General features: G+C 73.8%; 18 protein-coding genes. 14 read left to right on the forward strand and 4 right to left on the reverse strand.

Annotated features, from left to right (window positions below):
• The 5 genes from murJ to ACFVXK_RS05540 form a co-directional block, all read left to right on the forward strand.
• Positions 1 to 2,091: murein biosynthesis integral membrane protein MurJ (murJ, locus tag ACFVXK_RS05520; RefSeq protein ID WP_389610217.1), on the forward strand; the 2,091-nt coding region annotated here is incomplete at its 5' end.
• Entirely contained in the window at positions 2,081 to 2,863 is a 783-nt protein-coding gene (locus ACFVXK_RS05525; RefSeq protein WP_389610218.1) for a polysaccharide deacetylase family protein, read from the forward strand. The genes murJ and ACFVXK_RS05525, both read left to right, overlap by 11 nt.
• The gene (locus ACFVXK_RS05530) at positions 2,860 to 3,996 is read left to right on the forward strand and encodes a glycosyltransferase (protein WP_389610219.1); all 1,137 of its coding nucleotides are present in this window, start codon (positions 2,860 to 2,862) and stop codon (positions 3,994 to 3,996) included. Before ACFVXK_RS05525 ends, ACFVXK_RS05530 begins: the two co-directional genes overlap by 4 nt.
• 77 nt (positions 3,997 to 4,073) lie before the next feature.
• Positions 4,074 to 4,808, forward strand: a complete 735-nt coding sequence (locus tag ACFVXK_RS05535; protein ID WP_389610220.1) for a lipopolysaccharide biosynthesis protein — start codon at positions 4,074 to 4,076, stop codon at positions 4,806 to 4,808.
• Positions 4,805 to 5,947, forward strand: a complete 1,143-nt coding sequence (locus ACFVXK_RS05540) for a GNAT family N-acetyltransferase (RefSeq protein WP_389610221.1) — start codon at positions 4,805 to 4,807, stop codon at positions 5,945 to 5,947. Before ACFVXK_RS05535 ends, ACFVXK_RS05540 begins: the two co-directional genes overlap by 4 nt.
• Positions 5,948 to 5,952: 5 nt before the next feature.
• Here the strand turns inward: ACFVXK_RS05540 and ACFVXK_RS05545 are convergent, their stop codons facing one another.
• Entirely contained in the window at positions 5,953 to 7,425 is a 1,473-nt protein-coding gene (locus ACFVXK_RS05545; RefSeq protein ID WP_389610222.1) for a glycoside hydrolase family 26 protein, read from the reverse strand.
• A 292-nt stretch (positions 7,426 to 7,717) separates the two neighbouring features.
• On the opposite strand from ACFVXK_RS05545, the gene ACFVXK_RS05550 reads away from it, so the two are divergent.
• The 5 genes from ACFVXK_RS05550 (at position 7,718) to ACFVXK_RS05570 (ending at position 13,163) form a co-directional block, all read left to right on the forward strand.
• Complete coding sequence (locus tag ACFVXK_RS05550) at positions 7,718 to 9,001, forward strand: ATP-grasp domain-containing protein (protein WP_389610223.1); 1,284 nt, start codon at positions 7,718 to 7,720, stop codon at positions 8,999 to 9,001.
• A 162-nt stretch (positions 9,002 to 9,163) separates the two neighbouring features.
• On the forward strand, positions 9,164 to 10,426 hold the full coding sequence (locus ACFVXK_RS05555) for an NAD(P)-binding domain-containing protein (RefSeq protein WP_389610224.1): 1,263 nt from the start codon (positions 9,164 to 9,166) through the stop codon (positions 10,424 to 10,426).
• Between the two features lie 12 nt (positions 10,427 to 10,438).
• A complete protein-coding gene (locus ACFVXK_RS05560; protein ID WP_389610225.1) occupies positions 10,439 to 10,771 on the forward strand; it encodes a hypothetical protein in 333 nt (110 codons plus the stop codon).
• A 14-nt stretch (positions 10,772 to 10,785) separates the two neighbouring features.
• The gene (locus ACFVXK_RS05565; protein ID WP_389610278.1) at positions 10,786 to 12,873 is read left to right on the forward strand and encodes a SpoIIE family protein phosphatase; all 2,088 of its coding nucleotides are present in this window, start codon (positions 10,786 to 10,788) and stop codon (positions 12,871 to 12,873) included.
• 113 nt (positions 12,874 to 12,986) lie between these two features.
• Positions 12,987 to 13,163, forward strand: a complete 177-nt coding sequence (locus ACFVXK_RS05570) for a hypothetical protein (protein ID WP_389610226.1) — start codon at positions 12,987 to 12,989, stop codon at positions 13,161 to 13,163.
• Between the two features lie 37 nt (positions 13,164 to 13,200).
• Here the strand turns inward: ACFVXK_RS05570 and ACFVXK_RS05575 are convergent, their stop codons facing one another.
• Entirely contained in the window at positions 13,201 to 13,641 is a 441-nt protein-coding gene (locus ACFVXK_RS05575; RefSeq protein WP_389610227.1) for a DUF6299 family protein, read from the reverse strand.
• Between the two features lie 187 nt (positions 13,642 to 13,828).
• Between ACFVXK_RS05575 and ACFVXK_RS05580 the strand changes: the two genes are divergently transcribed.
• The gene (locus ACFVXK_RS05580; RefSeq protein ID WP_389610228.1) at positions 13,829 to 14,440 is read left to right on the forward strand and encodes a DUF4352 domain-containing protein; all 612 of its coding nucleotides are present in this window, start codon (positions 13,829 to 13,831) and stop codon (positions 14,438 to 14,440) included.
• Between the two features lie 57 nt (positions 14,441 to 14,497).
• Positions 14,498 to 14,992 carry a DUF5949 family protein gene (locus ACFVXK_RS05585; protein WP_389610229.1) on the forward strand — a complete coding sequence of 165 codons (495 nt, stop codon included), beginning with the start codon at positions 14,498 to 14,500 and terminating at the stop codon, positions 14,990 to 14,992.
• Positions 14,993 to 15,106: 114 nt separating this feature from the next.
• Here ACFVXK_RS05585 and ACFVXK_RS05590 read toward each other — a convergent pair whose 3' ends face one another.
• Together ACFVXK_RS05590 and ACFVXK_RS05595 are read right to left on the reverse strand one after the other, a co-directional pair.
• Positions 15,107 to 16,363 carry a cytochrome P450 gene (locus ACFVXK_RS05590; RefSeq protein WP_389610230.1) on the reverse strand — a complete coding sequence of 419 codons (1,257 nt, stop codon included), beginning with the start codon at positions 16,361 to 16,363 and terminating at the stop codon, positions 15,107 to 15,109.
• A 93-nt stretch (positions 16,364 to 16,456) separates the two neighbouring features.
• Positions 16,457 to 17,614, reverse strand: coding sequence for a low temperature requirement protein A (locus ACFVXK_RS05595; RefSeq protein WP_389610231.1), 1,158 nt, complete (start codon positions 17,612 to 17,614; stop codon positions 16,457 to 16,459).
• A gap of 220 nt (positions 17,615 to 17,834) precedes the next feature.
• On the opposite strand from ACFVXK_RS05595, the gene ACFVXK_RS05600 reads away from it, so the two are divergent.
• Together ACFVXK_RS05600 and pflB are read left to right on the forward strand one after the other, a co-directional pair.
• Positions 17,835 to 19,241 (forward strand): MFS transporter, encoded by a 1,407-nt coding sequence (locus ACFVXK_RS05600; protein WP_389610232.1) that lies wholly within the window; start codon positions 17,835 to 17,837, stop codon positions 19,239 to 19,241.
• 329 nt (positions 19,242 to 19,570) lie between these two features.
• Positions 19,571 to 21,841, forward strand: coding sequence for a formate C-acetyltransferase (gene pflB / locus ACFVXK_RS05605; RefSeq protein ID WP_389610233.1), 2,271 nt, complete (start codon positions 19,571 to 19,573; stop codon positions 21,839 to 21,841).
• Positions 21,842 to 22,037 lie beyond the last annotated feature (196 nt).

Raw genomic sequence — 22,037 nt, forward strand, 5'->3', positions numbered from 1 at the left:
GGCGGTCCCCCTGCGACCGGCCCCGGCTCGGCCCGCTACGGCGCGGCCGGTCCCCCTGCGACCGGCCCCGGCTCGGCCCGCTACGGCGCGTCCGGTCCCCCTGCGGCCGGCCCCGGTCCGGCCCGCCACGGTGCGGTCGGGCCCGCCGCGGCCGACCACGGTGCGGCCCGTCACGGTGCGGTCGGATCCGCTGCGGTCGGGCCTGCCGCGGCCGGTCCTGTTGTGGTCGGGCCCGGTGCGGCCGGTCCCGGTGCGGCCCGCCATGGTGCGGTCGGATCCGGTGCGGCCCGCCACGGTGCGGCCGGTCCCGCTGGGGTCGGTCCCGTCGCCGTCGGTCCCGGTGCGGTCGGCGGCGCGCCCCGCCCCGGCGGCGGTCGTCGGGCCGGGGCGGCCGTTCCCGCCCGGCGGAGCGGTCCCGCCGGGCAGTCGGGGCCCGGCAGGCCGAGCGGCAGCGGTACGGCTCCGCTCGGCCGGTTCCTCGCCAAGGCCGCCGCCGTCACCGCCGGACTGACCGCCGCCGGGGCCCTGTTCGGCCTCGTCCGCGACCAGACCATCGCGCACCTCTTCGGCGCCGGACACGACAGCGACGCCTTCCTCATCTCCTGGACCGTCCCCGAGATGGCCTCGACGCTGCTGATCGAGGACGCCATGGCCCTGCTGATGGTGCCCGCCTTCAGCCACGCCCTGGCCCGGCGCGCCGCCAGCCGCGCCGGGCTCACCCGCAAGGAGGCCCGCGCGGCCGACCCCGTACGCCTGCTCGTCGGGGCCACCCTGCCGCGCCTGATGGTCTTCCTCGCCGCCGTCGCCTCCGTCCTCGTCCTCGCCGCACCCCTGGTCGTCGACGTCCTGGCGCCCGGCCTGCCCGACCCCGAACTGGCCGTCCAGTGCACCCGGATGACCGCCCTGACCGTCCTGACCTTCGGCGTCGCCGGGTACTTCAGCGCCGCCCTGCGCGCCCACCGGTCCTTCCTGCCGCCCGCCGCGATCTACGTCTCGTACAACGTCGGCATCATCGGCACCATGGTCGCCCTCCACGCCCTGTGGGGCGTGCGGGCCGCCGCCGCCGGGGTCGCCGTCGGCGGACTGCTGATGGTCCTCGTCCAGCTGCCCGCGTTCATCCGCAACGTCGGCTTCGGACCGCCCCGCGCCCGGCGGGCCCCGCGCAGCCAGCGCGACCGCGACCGGCCCACCCTCATCGCCTTCGGGGTGATCGCCCCCGTCATCTCCTTCGCCGTCTTCCGCCAGTCCCAGGTCCTCGTCGAACGCTTCCTCGCCGCCTCCCTGCCCCCCGGCGCCATCTCGCACCTCAACTACGCGCAGAAGGTCGCGCAGATGCCGATGGTGCTCTCCCTGATGATCTGCACCGTCACCTTCCCCGTCGTCGCCCAGGCCATGGCCGGCGGCGAACGCGAGAAGGCCCGCCGGCGCGTCGAACAGGACCTCGCCCTCGCCTCCCTCGCCGTCCTCCTCGGCACCGCCCTGGTCATCGGCTACGCCCCGCAGATCATCGAAGTCCTCTTCGAACGCGGCGCCTTCACCCACCAGGACACCGTCACCACCGCCTCCGTCATGCGCGTCTACGGCCTCGGCCTGCTCGGCCACTGCCTCGTCGGCGCCCTGTCCCGGCCCTTCTTCTCGACCGCCCGGCCCACCTGGTTCCCGGCGCTCGCGATGGGCGCCGGGCTGTTCGTCAACATCGCCGCCGGAGCCCTCTTCGTCGGCTGGTGGGGCGTCTACGGCATCGCCGCCGCCAACGCCGCCGGCATCACCGCCACCGCCGCCCTGCTGCTCACCGGCATCGGCTCCCGCATCATCGCCATCCAGGCCCGCCGTGTGGCCGTCAGCATCGGCCGGCTCGCCGTCGCGGCCGCCTCCGCCTGCGCCACCGGCTGGCTCGCCGGCCCGATGATCCCCGACCCGCTGCTCAGCGCCGCCCTCGGCTGCCTGCTCGTCCCCGCCATGTTCGGGGCCACCGGCATGGCCATGAGGGCCATCGAGATCACCGCCCTGCCCGGCCAGATCGCCCAGCTCGCCGGCCAGACCGCCGTCCAGATCACCCAGCTCACCCAGAGGTTCCGCAATGCCCGCTGACACCGACACGGCACCCGCCGCCGTGACGGCCCACGCCCGCCGGACGGCATCGCCGTGGGTCCTGATGTACCACTCCGTCGCCGAGTTCACCGACCCCGCCGAAGACCCGTACGGGATCACCGTCACCCCCGGCGCCCTGGAAGCCCAGCTGCTGTGGCTGCGCTCCCGCGGACTGCGCGGGGTGTCCGTCGGCGAACTCCTGCGCGCCCGCGCGGCCGGCCGCGCCCAGGGCCTCGTCGGCCTCACCTTCGACGACGGTTACACCGACTTCCTCACCCGGGCCCTGCCCCTGCTGCGCCGCCACGCCTTCACCGCCACCCTCTTCGTCCTGCCCGGCCGGCTCGGCGTCGACAACGTCTGGGACCCGCTCGGCCCCCGCAAGTCCCTCCTCACCGCCGAGCAGATCCGCGAGGTCGCCGCCGCCGGACAGGAGATCGGTTCCCACGGGCTGCTCCACCAGGACCTCACCGCCGCCCCCGACGACGTCCTCCAGCAGGAACTGCGCGGCAGCCGCGAACTCCTGCGCGAGATCACCGGCACCCTCCCCGAAGGCTTCTGCTACCCCTACGGCCACCTCGACGCCCGCGTCGTCGACGCCACCCGCGCCGCCGGCTACGGCTACGCCTGCGCGATCTCCCCCGGCCGCCTCGCGGGCCGCCACGCGCTGCCCCGCACCCACGTCAGCCAGGCCGACGGGGCCGCCCGGATGCGGATCAAGGAACTGCGGCACGGGGCGCGCGAGCTGCGCCGGAAGGTACCGGTGCTGCGGTGAAGGCCCTCCACGTCATCACCGGGCTCGGCGTCGGCGGCGCGGAACAGCAACTGCGGCTGCTGCTGCGCCACATGCCGATGCAGTGCGACGTCCTGACCCTCACCAACCCGGGTCCGGTCGCCGACGGGCTGCGCGCCGACGGGGTCCGCGTCGTCCACCTGGGCATGCGCGGCAACCGCGACCTGGGCGCGCTGCCCAGGCTCGTCCGGTTCATCCGGCGCGGCCGCTACGACCTCGTCCACACCCACCTGTACCGGGCCTGCGTCTACGGCCGGCTCGCCGCCCGGCTCGCCGGTGTCGGCGCGACGGTGGCGACCGAACACTCCCTGGGCGAGGCCGAGATCGAAGGCCGCCCGCTGTCCCGCGGGGTCCGCTCCCTCTACCTGGCCAGCGAACGCCTCGGCGCCGCGACCGTCGCCGTGTCGGACACCGTCGCCGCCCGGCTGGAGGGCTGGGGGGTGCCGGCCGCCCGGGTCCACGTCGTCCCGAACGGGATCGAGGCCGCCCGCTTCCGCTTCGACGAGGGCGTCCGCCGCGCCACCCGCGCCCGGACCGGGCTGCCCGAGCGGGCCTTCGTGGTCGGCGGGGTCGGCCGGCTGGTCCCGGGCAAGCGGTTCGACGTCCTCGTCCGGGCCGTCGCCGCGCTACCCGGGGCGCACCTGCTGCTGGCCGGGGACGGGCCGGAGCGGGCCGCGCTGCGCAGCCTGGCCGCCGAGCTCGGCGCGCAGTCCCGGATCCACCTGCTGGGGGAGCGGGACCCGCTGGGCGACGGGCCCGACGGGCGCACCCCGGGGATCGCCGCGCTGCTGGCCGCCATGGACGTGTTCGTGTCCCCGTCGCGGGAGGAGGCGTTCGGGCTGGCCGTGATCGAGGCGCTCGCGGCCGGGCTGCCCGTGCTGCACGTCACCTGCCCCGCCGTCGACGACCTCCCCGCGGCGCAGGCGCCGGGGGCGCGGCGGATCGGCACCGGCACCGACGAGCTGGTCGGCGCGCTGCGCGGGCACATGGAGGCGGGCGCACGCCGGCTGCCGGCGCCGCCGGTGGTGCGGCGCTACGACATCGCCCGGAGCGCGGAGCGGCTGCTCGACGTCTACGGCCTCGCGCTGGCGGCGCCCGGCCCGGGGAGCGGCTGACCCTCCTTCCCCCCCGCCTCCGCACTCCTCTCCACCGTCCATCCCTCGACCCCTCCACATGGAAAGCGAGCACCCTCATGACCGACACCGCCGACCAGAAGAAGTCCGACCACCGGTCCGGCAGGAAGCGCAGGCTCCTGCCGCCGCCCGCCTGGTGGCCGCTGCCCGCCTGCGCGCTCCTCGGGCTGGCCGCGGGCGGCGCGTACGGGGTGCTCAAGGCGCCCGACTACGCGGCCACCAGCTACGTCGTCGCCGTGCCGAACGAGACCACCGAGCCGGCCACCGCCCAGGGCTTCGCCCAGGCCTACGGCCGCATCGCCACCAGCAGCTCCACCCTCGCCTACGCCCAGCCCCGCGCGGGCATCGGCGCCCAGCAGCTGCGCACGCAGGTCCGCGCCGAGACCTCCCCCGACTCCCCGATGATCGCGATCACCGGCACCTCCAAGAGCCCCTCCGAGGCCGCCGACATCGCCAACGCCGTCGCCGACGCCCTCTCGCTGAGCAGCAACCAGGCCGCCAAGAACACCGGCGTGCAGCTGCTCCTGTTCAGCCAGGCCGTCGCGCCGGCCGAGCCCGCCTCCCCGTCCGCCGCGATCAGCGCCGCCGTCGGACTGTGCGCCGGCGGGCTGCTCGGCGGGCTGTGGCTGCTGGCCCGGCCCGGCCGCCGCCGGCCCGAGGAGCAGGAGGCTGCGGCACGCCCGGTGGCGGAGGAGTACGCCTCCCTGCCCGCCCAGGGCGAGCACTCCGAGCACTCCGAGCGTTCCGAGCGCTCCGAGCGTTCCGAGACCAAGGAGAAGGAGTCCGTGCGATGACGCGGGGCTCCACCGGGGCCCTGACGGTGACGCTGTGCCGGGACTCCCGGCAGTTCGCGGCGCTGGAGGAGTCCTGGAACCGGCTGGTCCGGGAATGTCCGACCGCCACCCCCTTCCAGAGCCACGCCTGGCTGCACTCGTGGTGGCTGTCCTACGGCAAGGACGGGCGGCTGCGGATCCTGCTCGTGCGGCGCGGGCAGGAGCTCGTCGGGGCGGCCGCCCTGATGCTCGTGCACCGGCCGCTGCCGCGGCTGGTCCCGCTGGGCGGGCCGATCACCGACTACTTCGACGTGCTCGTGGCGCGGGAGCACGCCGGGCAGGTCGTACCCGCCCTGGCGCAGGGGCTGCACCGGGCCGCCCGCAGCGCCGTGGTCGACCTGCGCGAGGTACGGCCCGGGGCGGCCGCCGACGCCGTGTTCGAGGCCTGGCCGGGGGTGTCGAGCCGGCTGACCGACTCCACCTGCATGGAGCTGCCCGCGCTCCCCTTCGACCAGCTCGTCAAGCGGATGCCGGCCTCCGGCGCCCAGCGGGTGCGGGCCAAGCTGCGCAAGACCGACGCCGCCGGGATCGAGGAGCACGAGGTCACCGAGCCGGAGGTGCCGCAGGCCGTACGGACCCTGCTGCGGCTGCACGAGAAGCAGTGGCGCGGCCGCGGGGTGACTCCCGAGCACCTGCGGCCCCGCTTCGCCGAGCACCTGACCCGGGCCACCCGGCGGATGGTGCGGGCGGGGGAGGGCCGGCTGACGGAGTTCCGGCTGGACGGGAAGGTGGTGGCGTCCAACGTCACGCTGCTGTCCGCCGCGCTGAGCGGCGGCTACCTGTACGGGGCGGACCCGGGCCTGCGGGAGCGGAAGGTCGACGTGGCGACGCTGCTGCTGCGCTACGAGGCCGGGCGGGCGCTGGAGGAGGGCCGGCCGGTGGTGAGCTTCCTGCGCGGCAACGAGCCGTACAAGAACCACTGGCGTCCGGAGACGGTCGTCAACCAGCGCCTGCTGCTGGCCACGCACGCGCTCGCGCCCCTGATGCGACTGCACGCGTCGCAGGTCACGGGGCGCGAGCGGGCGGTGGGGGCGCTGCGCGAGGCGCTGCCGGCCGCCCGGGACTGGCGGGCGCGGCTGAACGAACTGCGGGTGCGATGACCCGGCTAGAAGGGCCAGAAGCCGGAGTCCCCGCCCCAGCCGCCGAAGGTGATGCAGACCTGCTGCTTGCCCATCAGCTTCGAGAACCAGTCGCCGAAGTCGAGCGGCAGGCACCACTGCTTGCTGTTGACGGGCTGCTGGGGCTGCGGCTTCGGTTCGGGCTTCGGCTGCGGCTTGGGCTGCGGCTTCGGCGGCTGGGACGCGGACGGGGAGGGCCGGGTGGGCAGGGGCTGCGGCTCGGGTGCGACCGGGGTCGGAGTCGGGGTCGGGGACGGGGACGGGGACGGGGACGCCTCGGGTTCCGGGCGGACGGGGGTCGGGGTGGGCGTCGGGACCTGGGGGGTCGGGACCTGGGGGGTCGGGACCTGCGGAGTGGGGACCTGCGGGGTCGGGACGACCGGGGTGGGTACGACGGGCGTCGGGACCACCGGGGTCGGGACCACGGGCGTGGGCACCACCGGGGTCGGCACCACGGGGGTCGGGACCACGACCGGGCCCTGGTCGGTCAGTGCGTCGCGGAAGGCCTTGGAGGACTTCGGGTTCTGCTTGCACTGCCAGACGCCGTGCGGGCAGTAGTCGGTGATGGTGTGGTAGAGCGGGTGGTGCTGCTCGATCCACCGGAGCATGCGCCGCACGTACTCCGGGTTGTCCCCGTTGCGGAACAGCCCCCACTCCGGGTACGAGATCCGCTTGCCGTGTGCTTTCGCGAAGTCGACGTGCTGCTGGAGCCCGTACGGCTGCGTGACGTGGTCGTCGAAGGTCCGGCCCGGGCCCTGGTCGTACGAATCCATGCCGATGACGTCGACCACGTCGTCGCCCGGGTAGCACTCGGTCCACGGGATCGCGTCGGTCCCCCGGTTGGGGGTGAAATCGAACTTGAAGCGCTGTCCGGGTACGGAGCGCATCGTGTTGACGACGCGGTTCCAGTACGCCTTCCAGTGCTCCGGGTCGGGGCCGCAGCGGTGCGTGTACGTGGTGCCGTTCATCTCCCAGCCGAGCACGATCACGGTGTCCGGGACGCCCAGTTCCACCAGCCGCTCGGCCAGCGCGCGGAAGTGCCGGTCGTACTCGCCCCGCGCGCCCGCCCGGATCAGCTGGGCCACCTGCCAGTCGGGCACCCGGCCCTCGTTGCGGGCCTGCATGGGCACGTTGAGGACGAACATCCGGTCGTCCTCGGCCCGGCGCCAGCGCGCCCAGTCCTCCAGGAACGGGACGCGGCCCTCGATGCCGGCCCAGGAGTCGCCGGGCAGGTAGGTGTGCCCGACCCGGATCTCCCGGCCGCCCAGCCAGCGCGACAGGGAGGGGATGCGGGCGACGCCGGCCGGCCCGTAGTCGAGATAGGCGCCGAACGCGGTGTCGGAGCCCTGGGCCGGGTCGTCGTCCGGCGGCGGCGCCGCGAGCGCGGCGCCGGTGGCGAGCAGCCCGGCCGTGACCGTACCGACGCAGGTGCTCACCAGGCGGTGGTGTGGTCTGGGCATGTCGTCTCCCGAGCTCTGCCGAACCGGTGTGCTTGCCACAGACGTTAGACATCACATCTGACGAACGGCCTGTCAGGTGGCCGCCGCCTAGGCCATTCGCAGCTGCGCATCCCTCCCGCTTGGTCCGACTAGGTGAAAGTCCGTTTGTATGTACGCGTTCGACGGCCATGTGCCCGCAGTTCTGCTCAGACTCGATCGCAACCCGTTCCACCACGGAACCCTGGGCGCCGCCAGATCCCTCGGCCGCCGGGGCGTGGAGGTCCATGCCGTCGTCGAGGCCGGAGGAGGTCCCGTGAGCCGCTCGCGGTACCTGCGCGCCACGCACCCCGGACCGGCCGGCGGACTCGACCCGGAGGCGCCCGAGGTGCTCCTGGAGTGCCTGGTCGGGGTGTCGGAGCGGATCGGCCGGCCTGCCGTGCTCGTCGCCATGGACGACCTGAGCGCCATCGCCGTGTCGCGGGTGGCCCCGATGCTGACGGATCGTTTCCGGATCCCCCATCAGCCGGACGACCTGCCCGCCCGGGTGGCGGACAAGGCGGAGCTGTCGCGGCTGTGCGCCCGCTGGGACGTCCCGCACCCGGAGACGGTCGTCCCGCAGAGCGGGGCCGAGGCGGCCCGGGCCGCGTGGACGCTGGGGCTGCCGGTGGTGGCCAAGTGGAGCCGGCCCTGGCTGCTGCCGGCCGGGAGCGGGCTGCGCAGCACCACGCTGGTGGACAGCGCCGCCGGGGCGCGGGAGCTGTACGCGCGCTCCACCGAGGCAGGGAGCCCGCTGCTGCTCCAGCGCTTCCTGCCCGCGGGGCCCGACACCGACTGGTTCTTCCACGGGGCCTTCGGGCGGGGCGGGCGGCCGCTGCTGGCCGGGTCGGGCCGCAAGGAGCTGGCGTGGCCGGTCCGGGCGGGGCTGACGGCGGTGGGGCGGTGGCTGGCCGACCCGGCGGTGGAGGAGGCGGGGCTGCGGCTCGCCGAACGGCTCGGCTACCAGGGGATCCTGGACCTCGACTTCCGCCGCGACGAGCGCGGGGCGGCCCGGCTGGTGGACTTCAACCCGCGGCCGGGGGCGCAGTTCCGGCTGTTCGCGGACGACGCGGGACTCGACGTGGTCCAGGCGATGTACCTGGACCTGACGGGGCAGCGGGTCCCGGAGCCCGCGGGCGGTCCGGGACGGGTCTTCGTGGCGGAGAACTACGCCCTGCTGGCGTCGCTGCGCGGGCGCTCGCTGCCGCGGCTGGGGGGCGGGGGCGGATGCGAGAACGGGAACGGGGAACGGGACGGGGACGGGCGGACGGAGGCGGCCTGGTTCGCCGCCGACGACCCCGCGCCGTTCCTGGCCATGCTCTGCGCCTTCCTGGGCCGGGGCCTGGGCAAGGGCCTGCGCCTCCTGCGCGGCGTCCCGGCGCAGGGGCGGCGCACCGTCCGCGCCGTGCGGACCCCGAGCCGGCGCGGCGGCGGGCGGCCGCGCGCGGACGGCCTCCCGGAGGCCGGCCCGGCGGTGACCCGGCAGGGCGCCCCCGGGGTGCCCGCGCCCCCGGGGTCCCCGGAGGCGTCGGCGGAACCGGACGAGCTGGTGTCGCGGTGACCGGGGCCACGGGTGCCCCGGCGACCGGGTGACGGGTGCCTTCCGGCCCCGGGACGTGGTGGTGCACGCCGGGGTGACGGTGCTCCGGTGACCTGGTGACGGGCCGTCACGCGGTGGCGTGGCGGTGATCGTGCTGGAGGAAGAGGAGCGGCCGTGAGGCGGATGGACGATCTCGTGGTGGTCGGCGCGGGCCCGTACGGGCTGTCGATCGCCGCGCACGCGGCGGCGGCCGGGCTCGGCGTACGGGTGCTGGGCCGGCCCATGGCCTCCTGGCGGGACCACATGCCTGAGGGCATGTACCTCAAGTCCGAGCCCTGGTCCTCCAACCTCTCCGCCCCCGGCGGCCGCCACACCCTCGCCGAGTACTGCGCCACCCGGGGCCTCGTCGCGGAGCACGGCAGCCCGCTGCCCATCGGCACCTTCAGCGCGTACGGGCTCTGGTTCGCCCGCCACGCCGGCCTGCCGGAGGTGGAGGAGGCCACCGTCACCGAGGTCGCCCCCGAGGGCGACGGCTTCCGGGTCAGCACCGCCGGGGGCCCGCCGCTGCGCGCCCGCACCGTGGCCCTCGCCGTCGGGGTGATGCCGTTCACCCACTACCCCGAGGCCCTGCGCGACCTGCCCCCGGCCCACTACTCGCACAGCAGCGGCCACCGCGACCTGTCCCGCTTCGCCGGGCAGGACGTGGCCGTCCTCGGCGCCGGGCAGGCCGCGCTGGAGACCGCCGCCCTGCTGGCCGAGTCGGGGGCCCGGCCCTGCCTGGTGGCCCGGCGCTCCCGGCTGAACTGGAACACCGTCCCGCAGCCGCTGCGGCGGCCGGTGCTGCGGGCCCTGCGCGACCCGCACAGCGGGCTCGGCACCGGCTGGCGGAGCTGGGTGTGGTCGGAGCTGCCCTGGGCGGTGCGCGGGCTGCCCGCGCCGACGCGGGAGCGGATCGCCGCCACGGCCCTGGGGCCGGCCGGGGCCTGGTGGCTGCGGGACCGCTTCGAGCGGCGGGTGCCCGCGCTCATGGGGCACCGGCTGCACCGGGCGGTGGCGGTGGGCGGGCGGACCCGGCTCGGGCTGACCACGGCCGCGGGGGAGTCCGTCGTCCTGGACACCGCGCACGTCATCGCCGCCACCGGCTTCACCCCGCGCCTCGCCCGGCTGGACCTCCTCGACGCGGGGCTGCGGGGCGCGCTGGCGACCGTGGGGGAGGGGGACGCCCCGGAGCTGAGCCCCGGTTTCGAGTCGTCCTGGCCGGGACTGTTCTTCGCGGGGCTGCTGACGGCTCCCTCATTCGGACCTTCCATGCGATTCGTGCACGGCGCGGGCTTCACGGCGGGGAGACTGGTGAAGGGAGTCCGCAAACGCCTCGGCGCGCGGGGTCCGGCCGGTCCGGGCGTCCGCCGGGCATCCGGAGACGTAGCTACGCTGAGATCCACCTGAGAGGGGTCCGCGATGGACGCGGAGCGAGCACAGGGCGGCCGTGGCTGGGTGCGCATCCCCGCCAGCCGGGGAGAGCAGCCCCCGTCGGGGGCCACGGGCAAGCCGTACGGGCAGGGTCAGCAGCACGGGGCGTACGGGGGAGGCCGCCACGGCTCCGGACCGTACGCCGCGGCGCCGTACCGCGGGACCGGCCCGCACGGGCCGGCCGGGGCGGGGGCCGGCGACCCGGCGGAGATCTACCTCTCCCTCGTCAAGCGCTGGCGGGAGGCCGGGCGCACCCTTCCGGGGCATCCTGACGAGGAGTGGGAGCGGCTGATCTCGCAGCCGTGCTGGCCCGGCCGTTAGGTGGTGTGTCTCTGGTGGCAGCGGCGGAGCGGGACGGCGGGGGCCGGGACGCGCCCCGGCCCCTGACGGGCCCCGGGGAGCGGCTCGCGCTCAACGGCATGGGCAGCTTCGAATGGGACCTGGACAGCGGCACCCTCGTCCTGGACGAGGCCGGGCTGTCGGTCTTCGACCTGGAGCCCGACGAGTTCGACCACACCCCCCGGGGCCTCGGCCTGCGCATCCCGGCCGACGACTCGGCCCGCCTCCAGGACACCGTGGACGGAGTGCTCGGCGGCGGCGGGGAGACCTACGGCTCGTACTTCACCGTCCGCCGGCGCGACGGCCGCGACCAGTGGACGCACACCCAGGGCCGGGTCCTGCGCGACGCCGACGGCAGGGCCCTGCGGATCGTCGGCATCGTCCGCGACGCCACCGCGGAGCTGGCCCACGCGACGGTGCTGCGGAAACTGGAGAACGCCCGCATCCAGCAGGCGGCCATCGTCCAGCGCACCACCGAGGCCCTGTCGCGGGCCGTGACCGTCGACGACGTCACGGCCGCCCTCACCGGCGCGGGCGCCCTGGAGCGGCTCGGGGCGGACGGGCTGGCCCTGGGGCTCGTCGAGAACGAAGCCATCAAGATCATCGCGCTGAGCGGGGAGTCCCTGGAGATCCTCGACGAACGCAAGTTCACCCGGCTGGACGGCTCCCTGCCCCTGTCGCAGGCCGTGATCACCCGCCAGGCGCGCTTCGTCACCTCGCTGACCGCCCTCGCCGACGAGTTCCCCCTGCTGGCCGACTACCTGCGCCGCATCCGCTTCGACGCCGCCGCCTACCTGCCGCTGATCGCCCAGGCCCGGGCCATCGGCGGGCTCGTGCTGTTCTACCGGCGGCGCACCGAGTTCAGCCCCGAGGAGCAGAACCTGTGCCTGGGCCTGGCCGGCATCGTCGCCCAGTCCCTCCAGCGGGCCCTCCTCTTCGACCAGGAGCGCGAGTTCGCCACCGGCCTGCAGGCCTCCATGCTCCCGCGCCGCATCCCCGAGATCACCGGCGGGGAGATCGCCGTCCGCTACCACTCCGCGTGGAGCGGACGGGAGGTCGGCGGGGACTGGTACGACGTCATCTCCCTGCCGCGCGACCGCGTCGGCATCGTGGTGGGCGACGTACAGGGCCACGACACGCACGCCGCGGCCATCATGGGCCAGCTGCGCATCGCCCTGCGCGCCTACGCCGGCGAGGGGCACCCCCCGTCCACCGTCCTGGCCAGGGCCTCCCGCTTCCTCGCCGAACTGGACACCGAACGCTTCGCCACCTGCATGTACGCCCAGGTGGACCTGGAGACCGGCGGCGTACGGGCGGTCCGCGCGGGCCACCTCGGCCCGCTGATCCGGCACACGGACGGCCGTACCGGCTGGCCCAACGTGCGCGGCGGCCTGCCGCTGGGACTGGCCTCGGCGTTCGGGGAGGAGGACTTCCCCGAGACCCGGCTGGACCTGGTGCCCGGCGAGACGCTCGTCCTGTGCACCGACGGCCTCGTCGAGGAGCCCGGCTCCACCATCACCGCCGGCATGGACGCCCTGGCCCAGGCCGTGCGCAGCGGGCCGCAGGGCCCGGGGGAGCTCGCCGACCACCTCTCCGACCGGCTGTGGGAGCGCTGGGGCTCCGGCGACGACGTCGCCCTGCTCGTCCTGCGGCGCGCCCCCGACCCGGGCACGCACCGCGCTCCCCGGATCCACCAGTACGTCCACCAGGCCGACCCCGAGGGCCTCTCCGAGGCCCGCTACGCCCTGCGGCAGGCCCTGCGCGACTGGGGCATGGGCGAACTGGCCGACGACGTCGAACTGGCGGCGGGGGAACTGCTGGTCAACGCGCTGCTGCACACCGACGGCGGGGCGGTGCTGACCATGGAGGTGCTGCCGGAGCCGGTGCGGAGGATCCGGCTGTGGGTCAAGGACCGCTCCAGCGTGTGGCCGCGCCGGCGCACCCCCGGCGAGGCGGCCACCACGGGCCGGGGGCTGCTGCTGGTGGACGCGCTGGCCACGCACTGGGGGGTGGAGTCCCGGGGCGACGGCAAGGCCGTGTGGTGCGAGTTCGACGCGGGCGGAGCCCCGCGCGGCACGGGGTGAGCACAGGGTTCCGTGACCGGACGGTCACCCCGGGTTGTGGGGTGCGGGGAGCGGAGTCATGATTCGGCCATGAAACCGAAGCGTGGTCTTCCGCGCGGCCGTCGGAACGAGCCGTGCGCCGCCTGAGCAGGGGCACCGTCACGGGCATCGTGATAACGCTCCTGGTGCTGCTCCTGGCGGCCGGGGGGCACGCGGTCGCGGACTGGACGACCGGGCGGCCGCACGGCGGGCCCGGATGCCAGACGGTCGCGTTCATGTCGATGACGGGCGTCGCGCCGGAGTGCCGGTAGCGGCGGCTACCGGCCCCCGCCGGCCTGCCACCCGCCGCTAGCGGTGGTCGACGACCACCTCGATGTCCTGCCGGTCCTCCGCGACCGTGCTCAGCGCGCGCGGCATCAGCCCGTTCATGTGGATCTCCTGGAGCTCCGCGACGGCGCGCGCCGGGCCCTCGTGCAGGCCGGCCGTCAGCGGGCTCACGGCCTTCCAGTGGTGCTCCCGGCCGTCGCAGAACACCTCGCCGGCGCCGATGCTCAGCCGGCTGCCCTCCTGGGCGACGGTGGCCTTGATCTGGACCGACCCCGAGGTCGGGGAGAGCTCGCAGTGGTAGGTGCCGGAAAGGACGACCTCGCCCTGCCGGTTGATGTGGGCCTGCGACCTCAGGGAAATTCCCTGGTGGAAAACGGTGGCCAGGGCGGGGGTGGCGAAGAGGGTGCTGGCGGCCAGGGCGGAGAAGGCGGTCAGGGCCATTCGGCGGGCGGGGGTGCGCATTTTTCCTCCGGGTGGGTGGGGATGGCGGGATTCCGCCGGAACGCATTGTGCTGGCAGTCGGCGGCCAACTCGCTCCGCGCGCTCGTGTCGGTGTGTGCAATTCCCCGCTCGGGCGCGTGAGACTGGCCGAAAGATATCGCCGGCAAACGCCGCCTTCCCTTCCGTAGATCCCCGAAGGGGTCCCCGTATGCGTCAGACCGCCACCGTCCTCGCCGCCGCCGTGCTCCTGCCCGCCCTGCTGCTGACCGCCACCGCCTGCCAGAGCGCCCCCGAGGGGGCGGCGGCCGCCCCGGCCGCGGCCCCCGCCGTCCCGGTGGACGACGGCGTGCCCGGCGCCGACGAGGAGCCCGTCGCCCCGGACCGGGCGGCCGCGGCGGGCGCCGCGAAGGATGCCCATGTGGGTGACTCCGTACGGGTGCAAGGGCAGGCGGTGGGTCGACACCTCCAGGTCGTGCTCGGCGCGTTCGTGGACCCCGCGGTCAGTGTCGAGCCCAACTACGCGCCGCCCGCCGGCAAGCGCTGGGTGGCCGCCTCGATGTCCTTCGTCAACGTCGGCGGGGCCTCGTACGGGGCACTCGGGCGCATGTGGGCGTACGACGGCGCGGGCAAGCGCTACCCGGTGGTGCGCACCGGGGAACTGACCACCGGCAAACCGCTCGTCTTCGATTCCCTGGCGGTCGGCGAGCGGGCCGAAGGATGGGTGGTGTTCGAAATTCCGGAAAACCAGCGCATTGTGCGGCTCCAGTACCAGGACGCGAACATGCGGCCGAATTCCGGAGGGGGATTCTGGGCGGTGTAGCCCGCCCGGGTGAAAGGCCGTGAAAGGCCCGGGCGGGAGAGCACTAAGGTGCGGCGCATGACTTCAACGCAAGCCGAAACGGACCGCTCCCTGCTCGGCACCCTTTCCGTCCTCGCCTGGATCGGTGACCCCTCCGAGGGCCACGACGTCCCGTACCTCATCGCCTACACCCTCGGCGACGGCCCGCAGGGCCGCGAGGGCGGCGAGGCGGCCGCCCGCGGGCTGCTGGAGGAGATCGGCCTGCAGATCGGCGACGTGGTCATCGACGGAACGCGCAACCCGCGCACCTTCCCCGTGCAGATCCTGCTGGCCGACGACCAGATCGCCCTGACCATGCCCGGCCTCAACGCCACCTGCACCGCGCCGCCCGAGTGGGTCGCCGCGGCCAACGAGAGCGGGCAGGCCTACTTCCTGTTCGCCACCCGCGCCTGGCCCGAGGCCGTCCCCGGCCAGGTGGTCACGCCGGAGCTGCTCCAGGGCTTCGCCGGGGACGAGGCGGTGCTGACCAGCAGCGCCCACTGCGTCCTCGCGGTGCAGACCCTGCAGAAGTAGCCGCGGCGGCGCTCGCCGCGCTCCGGCCGCCGGGCTCCCAGCCTGCCCGGCGGCCGGCCCCTTTCCCAGGGGCCCCTGCGGTTCCGGGCCGCTCCGGTTCCCGGGCCCCTGCGGTCAGGGGGTTTCGAAGGCGAACCGCAGCGAACGGACCCGGTTGTCGAAGTTGGACCCCGCCAGATCGGGCAGCCCCACCGCCCTCAGACCCACGGGCCGGGTCAGCAGCTCGCGGAACAGGGCCTTCATCTCCACCCGGGCCAGGTGCGCCCCCAGGCAGAAGTGGGGGCCCCCGCCGCCGAAGCCCAGATGGGGATTGGGCGAGCGGGTGATGTCGAAGCGGTCCGGGTCGGGGAAGACCGCCTCGTCGCGGTTGGCTGAGGCGTAGTACAGCACCACCTTGTCCCCCGGCCCGAACGCGTGCCCGCCCAGGGTGTGTTCCGCCGTCACCGTCCGGCGGAACTGGATGATCGGCGTCGAGTGCCGGATCATCTCGTCCACCGCCCCGTCCGCGTACTTCTCGAAGTCCGACAGCAGCAGGTCCCGTTGGTCGGGGAAGTCGGTCAGCAGGGTCAGCCCGTGCGTGATGGCGTTGCGGGTGGTCTCCACCCCCGCCACCATCAGCAGGCTGAAGAAGGCCCCCAACTGCCGGGCGCCGAGGGCCTGCCCGTCCACGTTCGCGCAGACCAGCGCCGAGATCAGGTCGTCGGACGGGTTGCGGCGGCGCTCCCGGCCGATGCCCGCCACCATCCGCTGCATCCGCGCCAGCGCCCGCAGCCCCCGCCCCGGCATCCGCAGCCGCGACGCCAGCCCTCGCTCCACCCCGATGTTCTCCGAGGCGTGGTTGACCCGGTCGGCGATCTCCGCCCGGTAGCGCTCCGGGATCCCCATCATGTTGCAGATGACCTCCAGGGGCAGCCGGGAGGACACCGCCGAGACGAACTCGTCGGGCCGCCGCTCCAGGACGTCGTCCACGATCTCGGCCGCGACCGCGTGGATGTCCTCCTCCGCCGCCGCCAGCAGCCGCGGCGTGAACGCCCGCTGCACGATCTTCCGCAACTGCGCGTGGTCCGGGCCGTCCAGATTGACCATCGAGTCCCCGAACAGGGCCCGCACCCAGCGCGCCGGCTCCGGCGTCGTCACCCCCGGGGCACTCGCGAACACCTTCGGCAGCCGACTGGCCTCCTGCACGTCCGCATGCCGCACGAGGGCCCAGTGACCACCCCGGCCGCCGCCCTCCGGGACGAACACGGGGGCGTCCAGGGCGCGCAGCCGGGCGAAGGCCGCGAGACGGTCCGCGGGCGGCCGCTGCCAGAAGCCCGGCTCGGCCAGTTCCCCACCGGGGCCGGATCCGAGTCTCTGTGAGGGGAGTGTCATCCGAGGTGCCTCTCTGCTGTCGCCCGTCGCGTGGCGTCCTGCGCTGGAGAACGGTGGCGGCGCCGCCCGGGTGACGGCCCCGGCGCCGCGGCCTCAGGCGGCGGCCTCCGCCGTACGCGCCGAGAGGGCCGTCCCCACCACCACCGCCGCCGTCGCGACCAGCCCCGCGTACAGCACCGCGTACGAACCCGCCCAGGTACAGGCGAGGATCGCCACCGCACAGACCGGCAGCACCAGCTGCTGGGCGGCACCGTTCTTGAAGTGCCGCGAGTGCAGCAGCCACACCATCAGCAGGAACACCGCCGCCGGCACGGTCACGGCCGCGTTCGCCGCCACCTGGGAGATGTGCGCCTTGCCGACCGCGTGCTCCACCGCCACCTCGATCCCCGCCCCGATCGCCGCACCCGACGCGAAGATCAGCAGATGGCCGTAGCCCCACGGGATCGCCTCCCGGTTGGAGTTCAGCCGCTCGTGCATCGGCACCGCGAAGTAGATCCACCACGCGGCGAAGACGATCAGCAGCCCGCCCGCCGCGATCGGCAGCAGCACGCCCAGCGCCTCGTGCTCGTCGATCGCCGACTTCACCGCCACCGTGCTCGCGGCGATCGTCTCGCCCAGCACGATGATGGTGAACAGGCCGTACCGCTCCGCGATGTGGTGGGCGTGCCACGGCGTCTGGTGCCCGCTCTCGGCCACCACCGGCACCAGCAGCTCCGCCACCACCAGCACCAGGAACAGCCAGCGCTTCCAGCCGTCCGGCGCGAACAGCAGCGCCACCCACCCCGCCTGGCACAGCAGCAGCCCGGCGGCGTACTTCAGCGCCGCGGTCCGGGCCGCCCCGCTCTCCCCGGCCGCCGCCCGCAGCCACTGCGCCGTCAGCGCCACCCGCATGATCAGGTAGCCGATGACGGCCACCGTCCAGTCGTTGGCGTCGAAGGCCCGGCTCACCCCGGCCGCGTAGACGAGCACCCCGGCGATCTGCACCAGCGTCGTGACCCGGTAGGGCACGTCGTCGCAGTCGTAGGCGGACGCGAACCACGTGAAGTTCATCCACGCCCACCACACGCCGAAGAAGACGAAGCCGTAGCCGGCCACCGCGCTGCCCGGATGCCCCTCCGCCAGCGCGTGCACCAGCCGCTGGCCGGCCTGCGCGATCGCGACGACGAAGCAGAGGTCGAAGAAAAGCTCCAGGGTCGTCGCGGTCCGGTGGTCCTCGACGCGGCTGCGGGCGGTCATAGGTACGTACGTCATACCGCCCAGCAGACCAGGGCCCGGCCGCCCGGCAGCCGAGGCGCGCGGCCCGCGGCCCCCGGGTACCCCGGGCGGACGCGGGCGGCGACGGACCGACCAACGCACCTCCCGCGCCGGGACCTTGTCCCGCCGCCCGCACGACGTTCGCCCCTGCCGCCCGCCACCCCCGCGGGCGGAGCCTGGAAGGGTCACGACCCTTCTCGACCGTCAGGACGACGCCATGAGCACGGCAACCCAGCAAGCGCCGGAGGTACTGGCCGACCCGGCGCAGTACCGCCCGGGCCGCACCATCACCCAGTGGACGCCCGAGGATCCGTCCTTCTGGCAGTCCACGGGCAGGAAGGTGGCCACCCGCAACCTGTGGATCGCGGTGCCGGCGCTCCTGGTGGCCTTCGTGGTCTGGCAGGTCTGGAGCATCACGGCGACCAACCTGAAGGACGTCGGCTTCGGCTACACCCAGTCGCAGCTGTTCTGGCTGACCGCCGTCCCGGGCATCACCGGCGGCACCGCCCGGATCTTCTACACCTTCCTCGGCCCGATGGTCGGGCAGCGCCGCTTCACGGCCCTCTCGACGCTGGTGCTGATCGTCCCGCTGCTGTGGCTCGGCTTCGCCGTGCAGGACCCGGACACCTCCTACTCCACGATGGTCGCGATCGCCGCGCTCTGCGGCATCGGTGGCGCGAACTTCTCCTCCTCGCTCGCCAACATCGGCTTCTTCTACCCCAAGCGGGAGAAGGGCAACGCGACCGGAATCAACGGCGGCCTCGGCAACCTGGGCGTCTCGGTCGTCCAGCTGCTGACGCCGATCCTGATCACCTCGTCGGTGCTGGCGATCGGCGCGGGCCAGAAGAAGGCGAACGGTTCGGAGATCTACCTCCAGAACGCGGCCTTCGTATGGGTCCCCGTCGTGGTCGTGCTGGCGGCGGTCGCCTGGTTCGGGCAGAACGACCTCAAGGTCGCCTCCACCCCCTTCAGCCAGCAGAAGATCATCTTCCGGCGCAAGCACAACTGGCTGATGACCTGGCTCTACGTCGGCACCTTCGGCTCCTTCATCGGCTTCGCCGCGGCGCTGCCGCTGCTCATCAAGACCACCTTCCCGGCCTACTCGGTGGCCACCTACGCCTGGATGGGCCCGGCGCTGGGCGCGCTGGCCCGCTGGGCGGGCGGCTGGATCGCCGACCGGCTGGGCGGGGCGCGGGTGACGATCCTGTCCTTCGTGGGCATGGGCGCCTCGATCATCGGCGTGATCCACTTCCTGCCCGGCGGTTCGGCGACGGGTGATTTCCATGGCTTCTTCCTCTGCTTCCTGGCTGCGTTCTTCTTCTCCGGCGTCGGTAACGGCTCGACCTTCCGGCAGATCCCGGTGATCTTCCGGAGCCGGCACCTGAAGGGGCTGACGGAGGGCACCCCGCAGTACGCGGCGGCCCTCAAGCAGGCGGAGATCGAGTCCGGCGCGGTGACCGGCTTCACCGCGGGGATCGCCGCCTACGGGTTCTTCTTCATCCCGGCGATGTTCGCCAACTTCGCCGTGACCAGTGCGATGTGGGGATTCGTGGGCTTCTACGCGAGCTGTGTGGTCGTGGCCTGGTGGTTCTACGCCCGGCCCGGCGCAGAAGCCCCCAGCTGACCCGCGCTCCCTTCCGCGCCGGCCCCGCTCCCACGTCTCCATGCTGCGCGGGGCCGCCGGGGAGGGGTGCCGCGATATCCACAGGGGCGCCGACAAATCGGATCATCGGCTTTTCGGGCGCCCCGCGCGGATATTTGTGAAAGCTTTCACAAGCGCACGAGGGACTTTGGGCCCCTCCGGAAATCCCAGCTCAGACCTGATGTCGAAGCAAGCGGGACGTCCGCCCGCAGGACCTTCGGGCCCGGAGTCGGGACCATCGCGGCCCCAAATGATCGATCAAAAGGCGTGCAATGGAGACAAGCGAAGAGGCGACTCGGAAGGTGCCGGCCATGACTGCCACCCCTGCGGAAACCACGATGCACACCGGAGCCTGGGACGGCTTCAAGGGCGGACTGTGGCGCGACGCCGTCGACGTCCGCGACTTCATCCAGCAGAACTACACCCCGTACGAGGGGGACGACTCCTTCCTCGCCGGCCCCACCGAACGCACCACCGCCGTCTGGAAGTCCCTCACCGACAAGTTCCCCCAGGAACGCGAGAAGGGCGTCTACGACATCGCCCACGACATCCCGTCGACGATCACCTCCCACGCCCCCGGCTACGTCGACCGCGACAAGGACCTGATCGTCGGCCTCCAGACGGACGCCCCCCTCAAGCGCGCCATCATGCCGAACGGCGGCTGGCGCATGGTCGCCGGCGCTCTGGACACCTACGGCTACCCGGTCTCCCCGGAACTGGCGAAGGTCTTCACCGAATACCGCAAGACCCACAACGCCGGCGTCTTCGATGCCTACACCCCCGAGATCCGCGCCGCCCGCAAGGCCGGCGTGATCACCGGCCTCCCCGACGCCTACGGCCGCGGCCGCATCATCGGCGACTACCGCCGCGTCGCCCTCTACGGCGTCGACCGGCTCCTCGCCGCCAAGAAGGAGGAGAAGGACGAGCTGAACGCCCTCCCCGCGGGCGGTCGTTCGCTGGAGGAGACCATCCGGCTGCGCGAGGAACTCGCCGAGCAGATCCGCGCCCTCGCCGAACTCAAGGCGATGGCCGCCTCCTACGGCCACGACATCTCCGGCCCTGCCGCCACCGGCCGCGAGGCCATCCAGTGGCTGTACTTCGCCTACCTGGCCGCCGTGAAGGAACAGAACGGCGCAGCCATGTCGCTCGGCCGCACCTCCACCTTTGTCGACATATACCTACAGCGCGACATCGAGTCCGGCGTCCTCACCGAGGAAGCGGCGCAGGAACTCGTCGACGACTTCATCATCAAGCTCCGCATCGTCCGCTTCCTGCGCACCCCGGAGTACGACGCGCTGTTCTCCGGCGACCCCACCTGGGTCACCGAGTCCATCGCCGGCATGGGCGAGGACGGCCGCCCGCTCGTCACCCGCACCTCCTTCCGCTACCTGCAGACCCTCTACAACCTCGGCCCCGCCCCCGAGCCGAACATGACCGTCTTCTGGTCACCCCGCCTGCCCCAGGGCTTCAAGGAGTTCTGCGCCCGCGTCTCCATCGACACCTCCTCCGTCCAGTACGAGTCCGACGAGCTGATGCGCCCCCGCTTCGGCGACGACACCGCCATCGCCTGCTGCGTGTCGGCGATGCCGGTCGGCAAGCAGATGCAGTTCTTCGGCGCCCGCGTGAACCTCGCCAAGACCCTCCTCTACGCCGTCAACGGCGGCCGCGACGAGCTGTCCGGCGCCCAGGTCGGCCCGCGGACCGCCGCCCCGACCCCCGGCGTCCTCGACTACGACGAGGTCATGGAGCGGTTCGACGAACAGCTGGAATGGCTCGCCCAGACCTACGTCCACGCCCTGAACGTCATCCACTACATGCACGACCGGTACGCCTACGAGCGCATCGAGATGGCCCTCCACGACCGCGACGTCCGCCGCACCATGGCCTGCGGCATCGCCGGCCTCTCGGTCGCCGCCGACTCCCTGTCCGCCATCAAGCACGCCAAGGTGACCCCCGTACGCGACGAAACCGGCCTCGCCACCGACTACCTCGTCGAAGGCGACTACCCGGCCTACGGCAACAACGACGACCGTGTCGACGCCATCGCCGTCCGCCTGGTCGAGGAGTTCATGCGCAAGGTCCGCAAGCACGAGACGTACCGCGGCGCCGAACACACCCAGTCCGTCCTGACCATCACCTCGAACGTGGTCTACGGCAAGAAGACCGGCAACACCCCCGACGGCCGCCGCGCCGGCGAGCCGTTCTCCCCGGGCGCCAACCCCATGAACGGCCGCGACACCCACGGCTACGTCACCTCGGCGCTGTCCGTCGCCAAGCTCCCCTACGAGGACGCCGAGGACGGCATCTCCCTCACCAACACGGTCACCCCCGACGGCCTCGGCCGCACCCCCGAGGAGCGGATCCGCAACCTCGCCGGCGTCCTCGACGGCTACATGGCGGTCGACGGCTTCCACATGAACGTCAACGTCCTGAACCGCGACACCCTCATGGACGCCATGGAGCACCCGGAGAAGTACCCGCAGCTGACCATCCGCGTCAGCGGCTACGCGGTCAACTTCGTCCGCCTCACCCGCGACCAGCAGCTCGACGTCCTGAACCGCACCTTCCACGGCTCCCTCTGACCACCCGCCCCCACCCACGACCCGCCGGCCCCACCGGCCCGCGGGCCCCCGGCCCCCCGGGCCACCGGCCGCACGCCCCCCCGCCACCCCCCCCACCACCCCGACCCCGACGGCGGACCCGGCCACCCATCGCCACCAGCGCGTCACCCGCACCGGCGGGTTAGCCCGCCGGACCAGGACCCACCACCTCCACGGC

This window comes from Streptomyces sp. NPDC058157 (assembly GCF_042884105.1).
Taxonomy (GTDB): Bacteria; Actinomycetota; Actinomycetes; order Streptomycetales; family Streptomycetaceae; genus Streptomyces.

Excerpts from the sequence above, each read along its gene's own strand:
- ACFVXK_RS05545 (WP_389610222.1), bottom strand. The coding sequence starts at position 7,425 with ATGCCCAGACCACACCACCGCCTGGTGAGCACCTGCGTCGGTACGGTC.
- ACFVXK_RS05580 (WP_389610228.1), top strand. The coding sequence starts at position 13,829 with ATGCGTCAGACCGCCACCGTCCTCGCCGCCGCCGTGCTCCTGCCCGCC.
- ACFVXK_RS05560 (WP_389610225.1), top strand. The coding sequence starts at position 10,439 with ATGGACGCGGAGCGAGCACAGGGCGGCCGTGGCTGGGTGCGCATCCCC.
- ACFVXK_RS05555 (WP_389610224.1), top strand. The coding sequence starts at position 9,164 with ATGGACGATCTCGTGGTGGTCGGCGCGGGCCCGTACGGGCTGTCGATC.
- ACFVXK_RS05585 (WP_389610229.1), top strand. The coding sequence starts at position 14,498 with ATGACTTCAACGCAAGCCGAAACGGACCGCTCCCTGCTCGGCACCCTT.
- ACFVXK_RS05525 (WP_389610218.1), top strand. The coding sequence starts at position 2,081 with ATGCCCGCTGACACCGACACGGCACCCGCCGCCGTGACGGCCCACGCC.
- ACFVXK_RS05595 (WP_389610231.1), bottom strand. The coding sequence starts at position 17,614 with ATGACGTACGTACCTATGACCGCCCGCAGCCGCGTCGAGGACCACCGG.
- ACFVXK_RS05590 (WP_389610230.1), bottom strand. The coding sequence starts at position 16,363 with ATGACACTCCCCTCACAGAGACTCGGATCCGGCCCCGGTGGGGAACTG.
- pflB (WP_389610233.1), top strand. The coding sequence starts at position 19,571 with ATGACTGCCACCCCTGCGGAAACCACGATGCACACCGGAGCCTGGGAC.
- ACFVXK_RS05575 (WP_389610227.1), bottom strand. The coding sequence starts at position 13,641 with ATGCGCACCCCCGCCCGCCGAATGGCCCTGACCGCCTTCTCCGCCCTG.
- ACFVXK_RS05540 (WP_389610221.1), top strand. The coding sequence starts at position 4,805 with ATGACGCGGGGCTCCACCGGGGCCCTGACGGTGACGCTGTGCCGGGAC.
- ACFVXK_RS05535 (WP_389610220.1), top strand. The coding sequence starts at position 4,074 with ATGACCGACACCGCCGACCAGAAGAAGTCCGACCACCGGTCCGGCAGG.
- ACFVXK_RS05600 (WP_389610232.1), top strand. The coding sequence starts at position 17,835 with ATGAGCACGGCAACCCAGCAAGCGCCGGAGGTACTGGCCGACCCGGCG.